We start from the raw sequence: 17,706 nt of genomic DNA, 5'->3' as shown, positions 1-17,706 counted from the left end.
AGCGAGCTATGACTACGCTTTGCCGACTTCCAATACTTCTGCAAGTCGAACTGGCGATTCAAAACCAGCCAGATTGAGTAATACGTTTCCGTCACCTTTGCCAAGCAATACGCTGTTTACGTTGGCATACGTCGATACTGGGAACTCTTGCGACTCCCCCTCAACTAAGCCAGACGCTTTCACTTTGTATTTGCCAGCTGGCAGTGGATTTCCGCTTTCATCTTTACCGTCCCAAAGCACACGCGTGTCGCCGGCTGGTTTCGCCCCTACCTCAAAGGTACGAACCAGTTGGCCAGCTTCATCCTCTACACGAACAAACAGATTATCGATAGATTGTGAAAGCTTAACCATTGCCGCCATTGGTGCGTCGTCCTGCTTCACACCTGCTGCTCCTGGGACCAATACGTCACGCCCTACCAAAGAGGAAGCTTGTAACGCTTGATTTGATGTCATTGACGAATTCAAACTCTCAAACTGAGTGTTCATCTTGCCAATGCCATCAACGGTCGCAAATGAAGCCATTTGCGCAATCATCTGGTCATTACTTACCGGCTTAAAAGGGTCTTGCTGAGACAGTTGCTTCGTGAGCAATGATAAGAAGTCTTCCTGTTTTAGGTCCTGCTTACCCGTGCTCTCTTCCGCTTTCTTGTTACTCTCTTGTAGACTTTTAAGCTGGTCGATATAGGACAAGCCGCTTTGACCAACGTTGTTAATTCCGGCCATACGCTACCCCCTTATCCTTATTGACCCATCTGCAGCGTACGCAGCAGCATTTGTTTACTAGAATCAGCGACCTGTACATTAGTTTGGTATGCACGAGAAGCTGAGATCATGTTTGCCATTTCTTCCATTACATTGACGTTAGGCTTGTAAATGTAGCCTTCTTCGTTTGCAAGGGGATGGTCTGGGTTGTACTCCGCACTCAGCGGTTTATCACTTTCTACAATACCCATCACTTTCACTGGCACCGTATCACCGCCACGCATGGCGTTACTTAACTCTGCACCAAACACGGCATGACGCGCTTTGTAAGTGTCTTTCGCAGAGCTGCTGACACTGTCGGCGTTCGCCAAGTTGCTTGAGGTAGTATTCAGACGAACGGATTCAGCGCTCATTGCAGAACCTGTCACATTGAAAACGTTAAATAAGCTCATCTAAATTATTCCCCTTTGATTGCTTTGGTTAAGTTCTTGAATTTGCTGCCTAGAAAGTCGAGTGATGCTTGGTGTCTGATTTGGTTTTGCATAAACAAGTTACGCTCTAAATCCAAGTCTACCGTGTTGCCATCTCCCGTATCTGGTTGCGTAGGAAGACGATATAACTTGTCCCCAACCAACGTTGTAGTGGCAGGAATATGCCGACCATCTGTGCGACTAAGACCAATGCTTGCCCCAGATGTTGCCGCTTGCAATTCCTTCGCAAAGTCTAAACCTCTTGCTTTGTAACCAGGCGTGTTTGCTTGTGCGATGTTGGTGGAAATCACCTCTGCATTGCGCTCACGTACGCCCACCGTGTGCTGGTGGATGCCTAGTGCATTGTCAAAAGATATAGCCATGTTTGCCTCTACAATTAAGAACTGACCGTGATTGATAACCAAAAAGCAATTAGCATGCCAAAACCTAAAGCATTACACCAACCTAGTGGTTACCGTGAATTGAAATAGCAATAAGTGAGCCAAAGTAACTGGAATGTCATGTCGTATCACTTTGCTCACTTAATAAAGATACACCGTGTTGAGGGCACAAGGCAAAAACGCGCTTCAACTAATTGAGTGATACATGAAGCGCTCGGCGCAGAAAGGTAACAAACAAAAAAGCCTGACACGAAGTCAGGCTTTTCTATCAATGAAGAGATACCGCTATTTAAGCTTGTAAATGATGCCCGGATTACAGCGCACCATTTCAAATTTATCAGTCAGACCAGTTAGCGACTCTGATGCCCCTAACAGCAAGTAACCACCAGGGTTTAAACTGCTCGCCATTTGGTTAAGCACTTTAGATTTCATTTCTGGAGAAAAGTAAATCAATACGTTACGACAGAAAATGATGTCGAACTTACCCATCAGTGCGTAACTGTCCATCAAGTTTTGTGGACGAAAGTTCACCAAACGCTTGACGTTATCTTTGACTTTCATGCGACCACCGTCCGCATTTTCAAAGAAGGTGCGACGACGTTCTGGTGAAAGCCCGCGACCCAAAGCCAAGTTGTCGTACACCCCTGCACGACACATCTCGAGCATACTTGCCGAAATATCTGTGGCTGTAATGGACACGTTTGGTAACAAGCCCGGCTTGCGCTGTTGCGTTTCCAGGATCGTCATTGCAATAGAATACGGTTCTTGGCCCGATGAACTGGCAGCAGACCAGATCTTAATTGGGCGCTTGCTTGCCGCTACTTCTGGCAATAATTTGTCAGCTAAAACCGTGAACGGATAAGTATCTCGAAACCACAAGGTTTCGTTAGTCGTCATCGCATCCACAGCGGCGACTCGTAATTCTCGATTACGCCCTGTAACAACATCACGTAGCAAATCTGATAACGATGCGAGCTTAAACTTCGTCACTAAAGGACTCAGTCGGCTACGCACGAGGTATTGCTTGCTATCACCTAACACGATGCCACATTGCGATTCTAGAAAACGGCTAAAGTCACGATACTCTTGATCACTGATTGTAATAGCAGTCATTAATGTCTCTTTTATTGTGTTAATGCAGATTTAACCGCGTTACCCAACTCATCTGGGTTAAATTTCGCAATGAAGGTGTTGGCACCTACACGCTCAACCATAGCTTGGTTGAATACACCACTTAATGAAGAATGGAGGATAACATAAAGGTCTTTCAAATCGGCATGTCTGCGAATTTCAGCCGTTAAGGTATAGCCGTCCATTTCTGGCATTTCAATATCGGAAATAACCAACGAAATTTGATCGTAGATATTGCCTTCTTGAGCCATTTCAATCAACTTATTGTACGCTTCTTTGCCGTCTTTGACAGATACGACCTCAAAACCGATGGATGTAATCGCACGCTCTACCTGTTTACGCGCGACCGTCGAGTCATCAGCAATCAGTATGCGGCGTACAATAGGCTTTTCTTGTTCTGCTTGTGCGATTTCTTCGCCAATAGCGGAATCCATCGTTTCATCAACTGGCGCAATTTCTGCCAGGATTTTTTCAACGTCAAGGATTTCAACCAGCTCATTGTCAATGTTTGTCACGGCAGTCAAGTAGTGCGCTTTACCTGCGCCGTCTGGCGGTGGCAAAATCGCTTCCCAATGCATATTGATAATACGCTCAACCGATGATACCAAAAATGCTTGGATCGTACGGTTAAATTCTGCAATAACAACAAAACATTTATCTAAATCAGTGGTTGGGCGGCCACCAATTGCCAGGCTCAAATCAATAACGGACACGGTATGGCCGCGGATATGAGCGATACCTTTAACCAGAGGGTGTAGATTTGGCATTGAAGTCAGCTTAGGGCACTGTAGTACTTCTTTCACTTTGAATACGTTAATGCCGTAGCGCTGTCGGCCCATCAGTCGAAAGGTCAATAATTCCAATCGGTTCTGACCGACGAGTTGCGTACGCTGATTCACCGAGTCAAGAATCCCCGTCATATGCTCATCTCCATCTCAAACTTTTTGTTTTTAAATGATACTCTACCACTGGCAAGCACGATACCAGGGAGACAGTATGGCGTATTTCACTTTCACTTCGACACCATTGACTATGACAATATGTAGAGCGCTAATTACAAAGTACGCTAAGTCTATCGGCATTTTGCTCAGTATGTTTAGCTTTTTTGTTCATTCAGCTTCAGATAATCAGATCGAGCAAATAAAAACAGCAGCAGAACAACATATTCTTGCTACGGTTGATCAGCCTGATGGTGGCGAGCTATCTGTTAATGCGGCAGAGATCGACTCGAGAATAAAAGCAACGGATTGCCCTGTTCCGTTAGATACATCTGCCTCTTCCACCAGCAGCACGAGAAGTAACATCAATGTGTTAGTGGAATGCCAACCGGATGACTGGAAAGTCTATGTCCCTGTGAGGATCTCGGTATCAGTACCAATGATCGTCGCGACACGAACACTAGGGAGAGGAGAAATCGTCAGCGCATCGGATGTTACCACTTCCATGATCGAGCTACAGCGCTTTCGTAAAGATGGATTTTCTAGCTACGATCAAGTGGTTGGGGCAAAGCTAAAGCGTAATGTTCGTTTAGGCGATGTCGTAGAGAGAAATGATGTTTGTGTGGTATGCCGAAATGAAAAGGTCATTATCAAAGCGGTGAATTCTGGAATGACGATCACAACGCAAGGCACAGCATTGCAGGATGGTTCAGCTGGCGATCAAGTAAGAGTGAAAAATGATAAGTCACAACGTATAATAGAAGGCATAGTGACTGACATTGCGGAAATCACTGTTAATTTTTAATACCCACTGGTAGCGTGTTTAAACTGATCAATAAAAATGCAAAAAATGACTAAAGTTATTTTTGCGCTGGTCGATAGTCTGGATACCAGTATTACGATACAAGGCAAAGGTTAAACATGGCAGGTATAGATAATATACGTTCAGGGCAAATGATGACGACAACAAGTCGCGCACCTGCACGTAACGATTCCAATGCTACCAGCACGACAGAATCAAAAAAGGCGCCAGCGCAACAAGACGCAGTATCACTCAGCCAGCAAAGTAAAGCCGTCAGTAAACTCCAGAAGGATATGGCAGCTTCTCCGGCATATGACAGCGCCAAAGTTGCAGCAATCAAAGAAGCTATCACAAACGGTTCATACAAAGTCGATCCTGAAAAATTGGCTGACAACATGATTAAGTTTGAAAACGAATTGCAAGGCAAAAGCTAACTGACTTAGGCCGAAGGTAAGTATTTTATGGCAGCATTAGTCGATCTCGTTAATTTCCAGCTAGAAAATGCTAAGGCACTTTCCGCTGTTTTACGCCAAGAAACACAAGCAATCACGGCGCGTGTCTCTACCGAGATTGAGAACATTGCCAAACAGAAGATGACGCTCATTGATCAGCTCAGAACGACTGATCAGCGAATCGCCTCTCACCCGCACGTCAATCAACTTACTGAAGATGAGCACCTAAGTCAGGTTGTTGCTCAAATCCAATCAATCGTCCTAGACTGTCAACAAGTTAACCAAGTAAATGGCGAATCGCTTAGTCGCGCACAGCTGAGCTTCAATAAACTCAACAACATGCTTCAGCGAACTCATGGCAAAGTTGGCATGACCTACAATGCGGGCGGAAAAACCCACACCATCTCGACGCTTGGCACCAATATAAAAGCTTAAACGTCACTCCTACCCTCAATTCCCGCGCTCACGTAGATATAAAAAAAGCGACTCATTGTTACCAATCAGCCGCTCAAAAAGATTATCTGTCTAGTGAAATGGTTTAAAACAAGGTTTGCTGACGCTTCTCAGGTACCTGCTGAACTTCTCCATAATCACGTAGCTTATCCATCTTACGGATATCCAGACGCAGCTCAGTCACATAACTGTCTTCAACAAGATAACTACGCACAACTTCTGCACCACGAATTACACCATCGACGGCACCAGTGGTGCTTTCAATACCCAAACGCTGGTCTTGCAGCTCTGCACGTCCGCTAACACGCATGCCATAAACTTGCTCTGCTAGCTCACGATAAGCATCAATTTTTGATGCGCGCATTGCTCGTACACGCTTTTCTTCTACTGTGCGGCCTGTTTGCTCACTGACGCTGGCGTAGCCCACCGCCACTAAGATTTCATCTTGACGCATCTGTTGTAATGGCTGACACCCAACCAATATCAGTGTGGCAACAATAAATAATAACTTCTTCATGCTTCTATCCTATGGACGGAGAATCACAGTGTACGGCTGACGAATGGTAGGGTCAGAACGAATCAACACACCATCTTGTGTGCGGATGCTATTTAACGTATCTAAGTCACGCCCAATACGGTCAGCCGGAAGGAAACCTTGCGCTGTCGCTACAACTACACGGCTTTGCATGCCAACCACGCGTGCATTGACAAGCACTCCGCCCTCTTGGCGCAACATTGTTCCGGTCAGTACATACTGAATTTGCTGCTCTTGAGCTAAATCTTGCCAATCACGACTTAAAGCAAAATCGCCCTGCTGCGTCACTTGAATAGAGCCCGTAGTTTTGAAATCAACCACTTTAAACCCTCGGCGCTGAAACTGATGGATAAAACCTTCAGAGACCGAGTTACCTAACCAGTTTGTTGCATCCATATTTTGTAGATCAACAAACGAGGTAATCGCAATCGGTGTCCGCGCTGATACTGCCACATTAGAAACCATCAGGTCTTCTGTCATGCTCTCAATGAAAAAGTCCATCGTATGACGCGGACTATCCATCAGCATGAACTGGCTTCCCGAGTAAGGTTCTTTACCATTGTAAATCGGTGAGTACGCGCACGATGTCAGAAGCGTCATCATCGATGCAGCGACAAGCCACTTTTTCATGGTTTGATTCTCCAGATAATCTTAGGTGATACCGTTCTTTATTAATTCCTTTCCAAGAAAGTGAATATTGGAACAGTCTTTGCTTTTCTTTGTTTGCCTAACGAAGAAAAACCCACCAAACTTCACTGAATTTGTTAAAGCAATATTTATACCCGAACGGTTGTAACCAATGAAAAAAATATTAAACAGTCTGTTTTCAATCACTTTAGTGATGCTTGTGCCTTTTAAGGTAATGGCATCTTGGTATGAAGTCACAGGCGTTGCCACCATCGTTTCTTCAGAAGAGACGGCAAGGCTCCATGCGTTGGAAGACGCGCTGTTCAAAGCCGTCAATTTTTCGGGCGCAGATATTGGCAGTATTAGCAACTTGATGCCGCTATTAGAAGAAAGTCGCAACGAATACCAGTTTACCAATCATGAAGTCCGTTACATTTTGGTGGAGTCTGAACGCAAACGTCGCGGTAAAGTCGAGGTAAAAATCCGCGTTGATATTTATCCATCGGCAACGGGTTGCCACACCGATCAATACAAAAAGACAATGCTGGTCGGCAATATTGAGGTCGCATCACCACAACAAGCAGTGATGGGACAAATTTATCAAGTTGGTGACGATTTTAGCCACGTAGTGAACCGTCAACTTGATCAAACCTCACGCAGCTTTGTGTCTGTTGGTACAACGGACTACTCAATAAGCAGCAACTATCCTGCTCGCACTCAAATGATCGCGCAAGACAATGGCGCACAATACATCATTGGAGGGGTCATTACCGATCTCACTGCAACGGTCGAATCTCAACTATTGCAAGATGACATCATCAATCGTCAGTTTGCGTTAGAAATGAAAGTATTTGATGGTAAAACTGGCCATGAAATCTTCAACAAAGCCTACCGTGAGGTCGCGCGTTGGCCATTTGCTAAGACGAGTCAAGTGGACACTCGTAGTGCACGTTTTTGGGCATCGACCTATGGCGAGATGATGCTTCGCGTTAGTCGCAATATTATGTTGGATCTGGAGTCGGAGCTATCTTGCAAAATTACACTGCCAGAGGTTGTGGCAGTCTTCGGTAATACCGTAACGATGGATCTCGGCCGTATGCACGGCGTAAAAGAGGGAGACAAATTACAGCTTTGGCACACCGCGTCGTTTATCGACCAAAATGGATTGCCAAGAAACAAAGTCTCGCAAAGCGAAATTACATTAACGGTATCACGCATATACGAACACGAAGCGGAACTGACGATTGATCAGCCAAATTTAGCGTCTAGCGTTCAAATTGGCGACGTAATGAACAAGATCCTATAAAAGCAAACATTAAGTCTTGAGATATGCTCACTTTTGAATATCATAGGCAGCGCATCTTATTTGATTATACCAATGACCGTAGCGAATCGTTCAACGTGATGCTGATACAGATCTAGGTAGATTGCTAGATTTGAACTCAGTAAAACAGTGCAATGAACTGCAACTATTGGTATTACGCCCCCATGGCACAGCTGGATAGCGCAGTCCCCTCCTAAGGGACAGGTCGTAGGTTCGAATCCTACTGGGGGCGCCATATCATGGCCTTAGCTCCCACTTGAGCTAAGGCTTTTTTGTATCTTCAATTTCAAGCCTCGCACTGCTCCCCCTAGTACATCGTGTTAGATAATCTTCCCAGTAATCAATATGATCGGATCAGGTGTTTCGGTTACGGGATAAAGTCTTCTACTGATCTGACTTCTTCCACTTGAAATCATTTCAACAAGCCCTATTTACAGTTTTGTATTTTATTACTTTAATTATCTATGAGTTTTGCTTACCCTTTTAGCTATTAATAAAATTATTAGTTAGCACTATGTCTAAGAGCAATTTAATAACTAACACTGGACACCGCTTTATTTCTAAAGGCAAGACAGCCTTTAAGATACATATCCATACCCCCGAGGATACGGTACTACACCGCTCGGTAGGATTTGTTCGTATTGGAGAAAAGAAAGGCTTACAAAAAGCCATTAAGCTGAGAAACGAGTTAGGCCGGCAAATGTGGGGCAAATTCTGGCGACGTCTTTTGAAAGACCCTTACCTAATGACCAGGCTTCCACATAGCGTTGAGCCTAAAATCGTTCACAAGCCTAACCCTACTCTTGAAAACCCTGACAACCGAGATACGTGTTACATCGCCAAGTGGCGAGAGTTCAATGATGACGGTGAGTATAAATATAAAACGGTGGTTCGCTCCATTAGTAAGTACGGCAAACTTGCCGCCTACATGCAAACCAAAAAAGCGTTGTTAGAAGCACATAAAGATAACTTGGAGATCCTGACATTTATGGGGCGTTTAAACAGCATTGATCTTAAGTAATACCTAGCCACTTTGAACATTTCAGTCAGTTTTTAAAGAGAAATAAAAAGCCCCAAAGAGCGAACTCTTTGGGGCTTTCAGCTTCAGTCTTCTATACTACGGTCGAATAGGAGCTTATTGCTGAACTTGGTATTCAAATTCTGGAACAACGACTTCTACGCGACGGTTTTGTTGACGACCTTCACGAGTGTCGTTTGAAGCGATTGGGTTGTTTTCACCTTCGCCACGAGCTTGGATACGTGATGAATCAATACCTTTTTCAACGAGTGCGTTAGCAACAGACTCAGCACGCTTTTCAGAAACTTTTAGGTTGTAAGCTGCTGGACCAGACGTATCTGTGTAACCTACAACTTCAACGTTCGCTTGTGGGTGCTCGTTTAGGAAAGCAACTAGGTTATCAAGTTTTGCAGCGCTCTCTGGTTTTAGAGTTGTGCTGTTTAGATCGAAGCTACCTGTACCAATTGTTTGAGTTTCGAATGTTTTCGTAACTACAACTGGCTCTTCTACCACTTCCTCTACAACCACTTCTTCAACAACAACTGGCTCTTCTACGATTACTGGCTCATCGTTGCCGCCGAATTTGAAAGAAACACCTAGTGTTGCAGTGTTACCTGTCGCACGAGTTACATCGTTGCTGATGTCAGTCAGTGTTTGGTATTCCGCACGAGCTGTTACGTTTTGGCTTAGGTTGAATTCAAGACCAGCCGCGCCTAGGTAAGAGTAATCATCTTTGCCATCAAACATTACGTAAGCGCCACCCACTTTACCGTAAAGTGCGATGTCTTCAGTGATTGGTAGGCTAAATTTAGGAGCAAGAGTGATCGCTTCTACGTGGCCACCGAAAGAAGTTTGGTTAAAATCACCGATGTTGTCGAAACCCGCTTCTACTGCGAAGTATTTATTCATTTCGTAACCAACAAAAGCGCCAAGAGTAGAATCGTCTTTGTCACAAGCCTGGCCCGCTACACACGCGTCTTCCATCCATGACTTACCCATCTTACCACCAACGTATACTTCTGCTTGTGCTGCTGAAGCCATAAGTAGAGACGCTGAAATTACCGCTGCTAATTTTTTCATTATTGATTCCTCTAAAGAAGTTCTTTTGTTAGATGCCGAAATGCGCCGTCTGACTGACGTTGTATTTCAATTCTTTTTATTCATTCCTTGAGTGAGATACTTAGTCAGCTTCTTTTTATGCACATGCATTTTTTTTATGGAAGCAACTTACGTACATTTCCTGTTCAGTGATACATATCGCCATCTCGGTATCGCTGACGGGATGAACTATAACGCTAAGAAATCGCGAGAAAAATCCCAATTCTGTCAATTTATTGTCATCAAAAATCTCGACAACATGTGATCTTAAGCAAAAAAATCCCCACGCAACCACGACGCAAACGTTTGCTTTAATTTTTGGAACAACATAGCTAAAGCAAAGATTTTTCTTAAAAATGAGACAAATAAAATGGAACTTTAAGGAACATGGATAAAAATCAATCAGATATTTGATATATAATCGCTCGTTTTTTATTCATGCCAACGATATTTGGATTAAAAAATCTTATCCATATTGAGGTAAATTACAGGTGAAACCATCTCTTCATTCACCAATATGAGAGAAAGTTTCTCGTTATCTAAATTGAAGATACAAAAAAGCCGCGGTTGCTCACCGCGGCTTTGTGACTATTTATTCAAAAGAACGTTCAGTTCAAAGCAATTATGCGTTTGCTTCACGCTCAGCAATGAACTCAAGCGCCATCTTAATGCGAGCAATACAGCGCTCTTTTCCAACCAGCTCCATTACTGCATCGACAGAAGGAGACTGACCGCCGCCTGTTACAGCAACACGTAATGGCATACCGATTTTGCCCATGCCGATTTCCAACTCTTCACATACTGCTGCGATAACGCCATCTTTGATGTTCGCTGTCGTCCATTCAGTTAGTGCTTCCACTTTCGCTAATGCAAGTTCTAGAGGCTCTTTAGCCACGCCACGCAGGTGTTTCTTCGCTGCGCCCGCTTCAAACTCAGAGAAATCTTCATAGAAGTAACGGATTTGCTCAGCTAGCTCAACTAGTGTGTTGCAACGCTCACCCACCAGCTTGATCACGTCAGTAATAGCAGGACCATTCGTTACGTCTAGTTTTTGTTGGTCTAGATGCCATTGTAGATGCTCAGCAACGTACGCAGGATCTGAGTTCTTGATGTAGTGGTTGTTCAACCATTGCAGTTTGTCAGTGTTAAAAGCAGACGCTGACTTAGATACTGCGTTTAGGCTAAATAGATTGATCATCTCTTCTTGAGAGAAGATTTCTTGGTCCCCATGAGACCAACCAAGGCGCACTAGGTAGTTGTTTAGTGCCGCAGGCAGGTAGCCCATATCGCGGTATTGCATGACTGATACAGCGCCGTGACGTTTAGACAGTTTCGCGCCGTCATCACCCAGGATCATTGCACAGTGTGCAAATGTTGGTACTGGCGCACCTAGTGCTTCGTAGATGTTGATTTGACGAGGCGTGTTGTTGATGTGGTCTTCGCCACGAACAACGTGAGTGATACCCATGTCCCAGTCATCCACTACTACACAGAAGTTGTAAGTAGGTGAACCGTCAGTACGACGAATGATTAGGTCATCCATTTGATCGTTGCGGATTTCAATGCGACCACGGATTTGATCATCAAATACTACGCTGCCTTCTTTCGGGTTACGGAAACGGATAACACATGGATCGCCATCTTTTGCCGCTTCGTTTGCTGCTTTGATTTTTGGATGGTTAGCATCGTAGCGAGGCATTTCTTTATTTGCTTCTTGCTCTGCACGGATTTCATCTAGCAGCTCTTTAGACGCGTAACATTTGTAAGCTTTGTCTTCAGCAAGAAGCTTATCAACCATTTCGTTGTAACGGTCAAAACGTTGAGTTTGGTAGTAAGGACCTTCATCCCACTCCAAGCCTAGCCATTCCATGCCTTCAAGAATTGCATCAACCGCTTCCTGAGAGTTACGCTCAAGGTCTGTATCTTCGATACGTAGAACGAATTCACCACCTTGGTTTTTAGCGTATAGCCAAGAGTAAAGTGCAGTACGCGCACCACCAACGTGTAGATAGCCAGTTGGGCTAGGAGCAAAACGAGTTTTAACCGTCATTTGAGTTCCTTAGGGGTAATGAGCAACGAGAGATCTCTCGTTGTAATGTCAAGGATAAAAGTGGCGACATTTTACCACCGTAAGTCAATTCTACAATCGGTTTGACAACAGAAATAAAAACAGGGCAGAACCAAAAAGGCACAGCCCTGCTATTTACTGTTAAAGCACGAGACGAAATTACTTCAGGTTACGCATTGCCCATTGCATAAATTCTTGCTGCTCTTCACGGCTCAATTCATTAAACGATGCTTTGATTGTTTTGGTTTCCGCTGGAGAAGACACAATGCTTGCCTTAGTCGATTCTTTATTCATTGCGTTATTATAGTCGGCAACTTCTCGTTCGTAATCACGAAAACCTTGCAAACCACCTTTACGAAGTTGAACCATAGAGAATGCCACTTCTTTTCCTTTTTTGTCTTTCAATACCACTTTAGGATCGAGTTCGAAGGCTCTCGCCTCTTCAATAGTACGGAATGTTTGATAAGTCAGAGAAAGCTCGGTGTCTTTTTCTGCATCAAACTCTAATACCAGCGGCTGCGAATCGAATTTACGGCGCTTTCCATCTTCAAATACGATTTGTCCAACCGTTACCGCTAATTGGTTTTCCCCATCCTTTAACTCGATGCTGTTGTTCTTGGATATCCACTCAGGGTAGACGAACTCGCCGTTGAGAACGCGAGGAACTAATTCAGATTGCAGAGTGAGTTGAGCAGCAAAAGCTGGCGCCGAAAGCATTGCGCAAAGTCCGAGAAGTGTCGTTGTTTTTTTCATCATGGTTTCTCACTTTATACCAATTTAGATAAGCCTCTAAAATTTACAGGCCAGTCATTTCAAAGGCTTATTTGAATAAGTATCAAGATAAAAAGGGCGTTTCCGCCCTTTTAGCTGCTTCTTTAGTTAGAAGTAGTATTCAACACCTACAGAGAACTCGTCGTAGTCAGCAGACTTCCAACGTGCTTCTGTTGGTTTATCTAATTGAGACGCACCGTCGCCAAAGTCTAGAGTACGAGCACGTACGTACAGCACTGCCGATGGGTCTACGAAATACATAACTTGTGCTGATAACACATCGTCCGCTGTATCGTTAATTTTCTTACCATCACGCTCGAGATCAAAGTTAGCGGCGTAAGCCAGTTTGTATTGCCAATCACCCGTCGTGTACATGATAGCGGCAGACATTGCATCTTGCTTTTCACTCACACCATTGCTTGCGTCCGCTTCCATGTATTTGTATTGCGCAAAGAAAGAGATCCCGTTATCAAACCAGCCTTGTGCCCCTACCAAGTACGTGTTGTTTTCCCACGTTTGGCTTTCCATCTTGATATTACGGTTACCTTCATATGCCGCATCTAACTGGATAGGACCAATTTTGTAGTGTGCTGCAATACCACCCCAGTAGTCATCCCCTTCACCTAGACCTGCTTTATCACCTGCACCAGCTGCGATATCTAGGGAGAATTTGTCAGCAAACATTGGAGAGTCCCAGCGGATAGTGTTTGATTGACGGTCTTGGTACTTGGCGCCACCAATAGCACCACCCCAGTCGTATACATCGCCGAGACCAGGGTTAGATGCTGGCCAGTCAACCAATTCGTACATAGGTGTCAAAACGCGACCCAGACGAATTTGACCCCAAGATGCACTTTCAAAACCGACGAATGTGTCACGTTCACCAAGACCTGCGCCCTCGCCACCAAAGCTAGGGTCTACATAACCGCCTTCGATTTGCCAAATAAAAGTAGGGTCGAAGTTAGCAAATTGTTTTTTACCACGGAAACCGATACGAGATTCGTTGTTTAGCTGCATGCCACCCAAATCATCGTCCGTTGCTTTGCTGCCAGAATCGTAATCGCGGTACGCGGCCTGCATCGCGATGATTCCGTAAACTTCATAAGAAAATGAATCTTTGGTTAGAAACTCTTTTGCTGCGTCACTGTTTGCACCATCAGCAAATGCAGCACCACTGAACATCATGCCGGTAATTGCCGTGGCAAGTAGGCTTTTCTTTAGGTAAGACATTATAAACCCCTATATTTTTAGTTTTTCCATTTTCAAATTCACTAACTAGGACATGGCAGGAACTTGAAACAGTGTTTGGACGGGGCAAATATGACAAACTTTTTTCGCACTAAAAAACTTTCCCTACAGCAATCTGAGCGACTTCAAAATGAGAAGATCAAAAATAAAATAAATCAACAAAAAACAATTAGTTAACATTAAACATAAAAAATAAAAAACGTTAAAAGTACGTTTTGACACTGAACTGACATTGAGAGCATCTAAAAAACGTGAGCGACTTCATTCATCTTTTAGGTGTTTTAACGGAACTTTATATTCAAAGAGAAAAAACCTTGAGATCACTCGCAAGTAAAATGACCGTGCACTTGTGGGATTCAAGAGATTTTGACGAAATTGTTGTGAGTAGCAAATGGGTATTGACCTTACCCTTGCAGGAAGGTTTAAGCTCATAGCATCACTACTATTGAGGTGCAGATTATGTATCAGTTAGTTATACCTTTATCAGGGCTCAACTGCATGGGCTGTGCGAGAAAAGTTGAGAATGCTTTACATGCGAATCACGATGTAGAGATCCTCAATTTGTCCCCGACGCAAGTAGAGGTCAAAACCGAGTCTTCTCTTAAAGAGCTCGTCTCGTCGATTGAATCTCTTGGTTACCAAGCAGGAAATCACTACGAGCTAAACCTTTCAGGCTTAAGCTGTGGCGGTTGCGTCAAAAAACTTTCATCTTTATTAGAATCTAATCAAGACGTTATTTCTTTTGAGGCTTCAACAACGCACTTAGAGATTCGTACCCTCCTCTCCGAGCGACAAGTGATCGACTTAATAGCAACACTTGGCTATACCGCCAACCTTGATTCTGTTGAGGTAGAGAACGAAAGCTCACCAGAGACCGAACAGGTAGAAAAGCAAAGCAATATTAAAGATACGCAGGTGCCACCAGCGAGTATTCAATTGCAAATGCTGATTCAAGGCATGACGTGTGCGAGTTGCGTCTCTTCAGTAGAGAAAGCACTTACTAACGTAGAAGGCGTTGAGAAAGCACAGGTCAACCTTGCAGAACAAAGCGCACTAGTATTCGCAAGCCAAGACTCTGATGACCTCCTTAACGCAATTGTTGAATCGGTAAAACAAGCCGGTTACCAAGCAGAGATCCTACAAGACGCCGCAACCCAGCAAGAAAAGCAAGCGCAGCAACAACGTCAGCAACAAAAACGCTTTAAACTGGATGCTATTGCTGGCCTTGTCGTCGGTGCCCCCTTAATGATTTGGGGCGTTGCTGGCGGCAATATGATGATTCGCAGCACCAACGACCAATTAGCTTGGGGCGCGATCGGTATCGTATGTTTACTCCTTCTTGCCACAGCAGGGAAACACTTCTTCAGTAACGCTTGGTTAGCGGCTACTCACAAGCGAGCCACCATGGACACGTTAGTCGCGCTCGGTACTGGCGCAGCGTGGTTCTATTCGATGCTTGTGGTGATTTTCCCAGACTGGTTCCCTCTTGCTTCACGCCACGTGTACTTTGAAGCGAGTGCAATGATCATCGGCTTAATTTCTCTTGGTCACTATATAGAAGCAAAAGCCAAAGCAAACACAACACGCTCATTGCAAGCTCTGATTAACCTGCAACCTCAGCAAGCTACGGTAATCACGGAACAAGGCGATCAACAAATAACGGTTGAGCAAATCACGCTAGGCATGAAGCTGCGTATCAAACCAGGCGAGAAAGTGCCTGTTGATGGTGTTGTGATTCAAGGTGAATCATACATTGATGAGTCGATGCTCACTGGTGAACCAGTACCAGTGTTAAAAGCACAAGAGGCTCAAGTGTCTGCCGGGACATTAAATACCGATGGTGGATTAGTCATTGAGGCAACGGGCATTGGCGCAAATACCATGCTGGCTCGTATCATCCGCATGGTGCGCACAGCGCAAAGCAGTAAGCCAGCCATCGCGAAACTGGCAGACCAGATTTCATCGGTGTTTGTCCCTGTCGTTGTTGGCATAGCAATACTGGCCGCGCTCGTTTGGTTTGCCGTTGGCCCAGAGCCAAAAGCGAGTTATATGCTGGTGGTCACCACAACCGTCCTGATCATCGCCTGCCCTTGCGCTCTAGGCTTAGCAACCCCACTTTCTGTCACGGTGGGAGTGGGTAAAGCCGCAGAGCTCGGCATTCTGATCAAAGACGCCGACGCCCTGCAATTGGCAAGCAAAGTCGACACGGTTGTATTCGACAAAACTGGCACGCTTACCCAAGGTAAACCTAGCGTTCAGCAAGTGTTTACTCACGCCACCAGCCAAGAAGATCTATTGGCTTTAGCGTATGCGGCAGAGCGTCAGTCTGAGCACCCACTGGCAAAAGCGGTATGTGATTACGCCAAACGACACGACGCAAAGGATGTCTCATTAGACAAGTTTGAGAACGTTCGCGGGCGCGGCATTTTGGCGACGTATCAAGATAAACCGCTGCTCATTGGTTCGCTTCAATTTATGCAAGCAGAGAACGTCGAGACTAGCGCACTAAAATCTGCCATCGATGAATGCGCAAAAAATGCGTGGACTCCGGTAGCTGTGGCATTGAACGGCGAACTGATCGGTCTGCTCGCCATTGCCGACCCGATCAAATCAGATGCGAAACAAGCGCTCTCTGCATTAAAATCGCAAGGCATCAAAACGGTAATGCTGACAGGCGATAACCAACACGTTGCCAATGCTATCGGCCAAGAACTTGGTATTGATGAAGTGATTGCCCAAGTAATGCCAGATGAGAAAGCTCAGCACATTGAGCAACTTCAATCTCAAGGACATGTCGTGGCAATGGTGGGGGATGGCATTAACGACGCCCCTGCTCTCGCGTTATCCAACCTAGGTATTGCCATGGGTAGCGGCAGTGATGTCGCCATTGAAAGTTCGCAAATGACCATCCTGAACACGTCACCAATGGCGGTAGTACATGCGATTGAACTCTCTCGCGCTACACTTAAAAACATGAAGCAAAACCTATTTGGTGCCTTTGTTTACAACTCGTTGGGTATTCCAGTTGCCGCTGGCGTGCTTTACCCAGCGTTTGGATTTTTGCTCAGTCCTGTTGTCGCAGGAGCGGCAATGGCACTGTCTTCAATTACTGTCGTTAGTAATGCAAATCGACTACGACTGTTTTCAGTAAAGTAACCACTTCTTTTTGAGGGTATTATGAAGTTGAAACTATTGACCTTTGCAATGCTTGCGACCGTGTCCGCCAACGTATTGGCAGCCGGTGTTATAAACCACAAATCGCCATACTGTGGCTGTTGTGGAGAATGGACAAAACACATGGAAGAGAACGGCTTTACGGTCGAAGAAAAATTGCACGATGACATGAACGCCATCAAACGCGATCTAGGCATCAAGAATGAACAGCTTTACTCTTGCCACACGGCAGAGATCAACGGCTATCTGTTTGAAGGTCACATTCCAGCCGAAGACATTAAAGCGTTTTTGAAAAATCCACCACGTAACGCAAAAGGCCTATCAGTACCGGGCATGCCAATGGGCTCCCCTGGTATGGAATATGGCGACAAAAAAGACAGCTACACCGTTTACGCCTTTAACGAAAAAGGACAAGTGTTCGAATATAGCCACCACGAAGGCAACGGCAAATAAAAACAAAGCCCAGCGAGACAAACCGCTGGGCTTTTTCTTAA

Annotated in this window: 18 protein-coding genes and 1 tRNA gene; 8 read left to right on the top strand and 11 right to left on the bottom strand. The window is 44.9% G+C overall.

The genetic code is table 11. The features are described 5' to 3' along the window. Positions 1-12 precede the first annotated feature (12 nt). The 5 genes from flgD to R7Z78_RS15940 form a co-directional block, all read right to left on the bottom strand. Positions 13-723, bottom strand: coding sequence for a flagellar hook assembly protein FlgD (gene flgD / locus R7Z78_RS15960; protein ID WP_005382029.1), 711 nt, complete (start codon positions 721-723; stop codon positions 13-15). A 17-nt stretch (positions 724-740) separates the two neighbouring features. Beyond that, on the bottom strand, positions 741-1,154 hold the full coding sequence (flgC, locus tag R7Z78_RS15955) for a flagellar basal body rod protein FlgC (protein ID WP_005393132.1): 414 nt from the start codon (positions 1,152-1,154) through the stop codon (positions 741-743). Between the two features lie 5 nt (positions 1,155-1,159). Next, a complete protein-coding gene (gene flgB, locus R7Z78_RS15950) occupies positions 1,160-1,555 on the bottom strand; it encodes a flagellar basal body rod protein FlgB (RefSeq protein WP_005382026.1) in 396 nt (131 codons plus the stop codon). Between the two features lie 303 nt (positions 1,556-1,858). Next, complete coding sequence (locus R7Z78_RS15945) at positions 1,859-2,686, bottom strand: CheR family methyltransferase (RefSeq protein WP_005382024.1); 828 nt, start codon at positions 2,684-2,686, stop codon at positions 1,859-1,861. Positions 2,687-2,697: 11 nt separating this feature from the next. Next, positions 2,698-3,624, bottom strand: a complete 927-nt coding sequence (locus R7Z78_RS15940; protein WP_005382022.1) for a chemotaxis protein CheV — start codon at positions 3,622-3,624, stop codon at positions 2,698-2,700. A 76-nt stretch (positions 3,625-3,700) separates the two neighbouring features. Here R7Z78_RS15940 and flgA point away from each other — a divergent pair, with 76 nt between their 5' ends. The 3 genes from flgA to R7Z78_RS15925 all read left to right on the top strand — a co-directional run bounded on the left by flgA (position 3,701) and on the right by R7Z78_RS15925 (position 5,331). After that, positions 3,701-4,447, top strand: a complete 747-nt coding sequence (gene flgA, locus R7Z78_RS15935; RefSeq protein ID WP_005382020.1) for a flagellar basal body P-ring formation chaperone FlgA — start codon at positions 3,701-3,703, stop codon at positions 4,445-4,447. 116 nt (positions 4,448-4,563) lie between these two features. Further along, positions 4,564-4,878, top strand: coding sequence for a flagellar biosynthesis anti-sigma factor FlgM (gene flgM / locus R7Z78_RS15930; protein WP_005382018.1), 315 nt, complete (start codon positions 4,564-4,566; stop codon positions 4,876-4,878). A 27-nt stretch (positions 4,879-4,905) separates the two neighbouring features. Next, complete coding sequence (locus tag R7Z78_RS15925; protein WP_005382015.1) at positions 4,906-5,331, top strand: flagella synthesis protein FlgN; 426 nt, start codon at positions 4,906-4,908, stop codon at positions 5,329-5,331. Positions 5,332-5,434: 103 nt separating this feature from the next. Here the strand turns inward: R7Z78_RS15925 and flgP are convergent, their stop codons facing one another. Then, positions 5,435-5,866 (bottom strand): flagellar assembly lipoprotein FlgP, encoded by a 432-nt coding sequence (gene flgP, locus R7Z78_RS15920; RefSeq protein WP_005382014.1) that lies wholly within the window; start codon positions 5,864-5,866, stop codon positions 5,435-5,437. A 9-nt stretch (positions 5,867-5,875) separates the two neighbouring features. Continuing rightward, the gene (locus tag R7Z78_RS15915) at positions 5,876-6,514 is read right to left on the bottom strand and encodes a FlgO family outer membrane protein (RefSeq protein WP_005382013.1); all 639 of its coding nucleotides are present in this window, start codon (positions 6,512-6,514) and stop codon (positions 5,876-5,878) included. Positions 6,515-6,683: 169 nt separating this feature from the next. On the opposite strand from R7Z78_RS15915, the gene R7Z78_RS15910 reads away from it, so the two are divergent. The 3 genes from R7Z78_RS15910 (at position 6,684) to R7Z78_RS15900 (ending at position 8,856) form a co-directional block, all read left to right on the top strand. Next, the gene (locus tag R7Z78_RS15910) at positions 6,684-7,817 is read left to right on the top strand and encodes a flagellar assembly protein FlgT (protein WP_005382012.1); all 1,134 of its coding nucleotides are present in this window, start codon (positions 6,684-6,686) and stop codon (positions 7,815-7,817) included. A 176-nt stretch (positions 7,818-7,993) separates the two neighbouring features. Beyond that, positions 7,994-8,070: transfer RNA gene (locus R7Z78_RS15905), tRNA-Arg, on the top strand. Positions 8,071-8,349: 279 nt separating this feature from the next. Further along, positions 8,350-8,856, top strand: coding sequence for a hypothetical protein (locus tag R7Z78_RS15900; RefSeq protein ID WP_005382011.1), 507 nt, complete (start codon positions 8,350-8,352; stop codon positions 8,854-8,856). A 114-nt stretch (positions 8,857-8,970) separates the two neighbouring features. Here the strand turns inward: R7Z78_RS15900 and R7Z78_RS15895 are convergent, their stop codons facing one another. From R7Z78_RS15895 to chiP, 4 genes are all read right to left on the bottom strand, one after another. Continuing rightward, a complete protein-coding gene (locus R7Z78_RS15895) occupies positions 8,971-9,933 on the bottom strand; it encodes an OmpA family protein (protein ID WP_005382010.1) in 963 nt (320 codons plus the stop codon). A 640-nt stretch (positions 9,934-10,573) separates the two neighbouring features. Next, positions 10,574-12,001 (bottom strand): glutamate--tRNA ligase, encoded by a 1,428-nt coding sequence (gene gltX, locus R7Z78_RS15890; protein WP_005384075.1) that lies wholly within the window; start codon positions 11,999-12,001, stop codon positions 10,574-10,576. A 177-nt stretch (positions 12,002-12,178) separates the two neighbouring features. Beyond that, positions 12,179-12,775: a DUF2057 domain-containing protein gene (locus R7Z78_RS15885; protein ID WP_169644123.1), complete on the bottom strand. Its 597-nt coding sequence runs from the start codon at positions 12,773-12,775 to the stop codon at positions 12,179-12,181. 123 nt (positions 12,776-12,898) lie between these two features. Beyond that, positions 12,899-14,020, bottom strand: coding sequence for a chitoporin (chiP, locus tag R7Z78_RS15880; protein ID WP_005382007.1), 1,122 nt, complete (start codon positions 14,018-14,020; stop codon positions 12,899-12,901). Positions 14,021-14,497: 477 nt separating this feature from the next. Between chiP and R7Z78_RS15875 the strand changes: the two genes are divergently transcribed. Together R7Z78_RS15875 and R7Z78_RS15870 are read left to right on the top strand one after the other, a co-directional pair. Further along, positions 14,498-17,194 (top strand): heavy metal translocating P-type ATPase, encoded by a 2,697-nt coding sequence (locus tag R7Z78_RS15875; RefSeq protein WP_104975944.1) that lies wholly within the window; start codon positions 14,498-14,500, stop codon positions 17,192-17,194. A 21-nt stretch (positions 17,195-17,215) separates the two neighbouring features. Beyond that, a complete protein-coding gene (locus tag R7Z78_RS15870; protein WP_104975943.1) occupies positions 17,216-17,665 on the top strand; it encodes a DUF411 domain-containing protein in 450 nt (149 codons plus the stop codon). Positions 17,666-17,706: the final 41 nt, after the last annotated feature.

The organism is Vibrio sp. 1167 (assembly GCF_033340375.1).
GTDB classification, from domain to species: Bacteria; Pseudomonadota; Gammaproteobacteria; order Enterobacterales; family Vibrionaceae; genus Vibrio; species Vibrio alginolyticus.
This window is presented reverse-complemented; position numbering and strand designations above follow the sequence as displayed.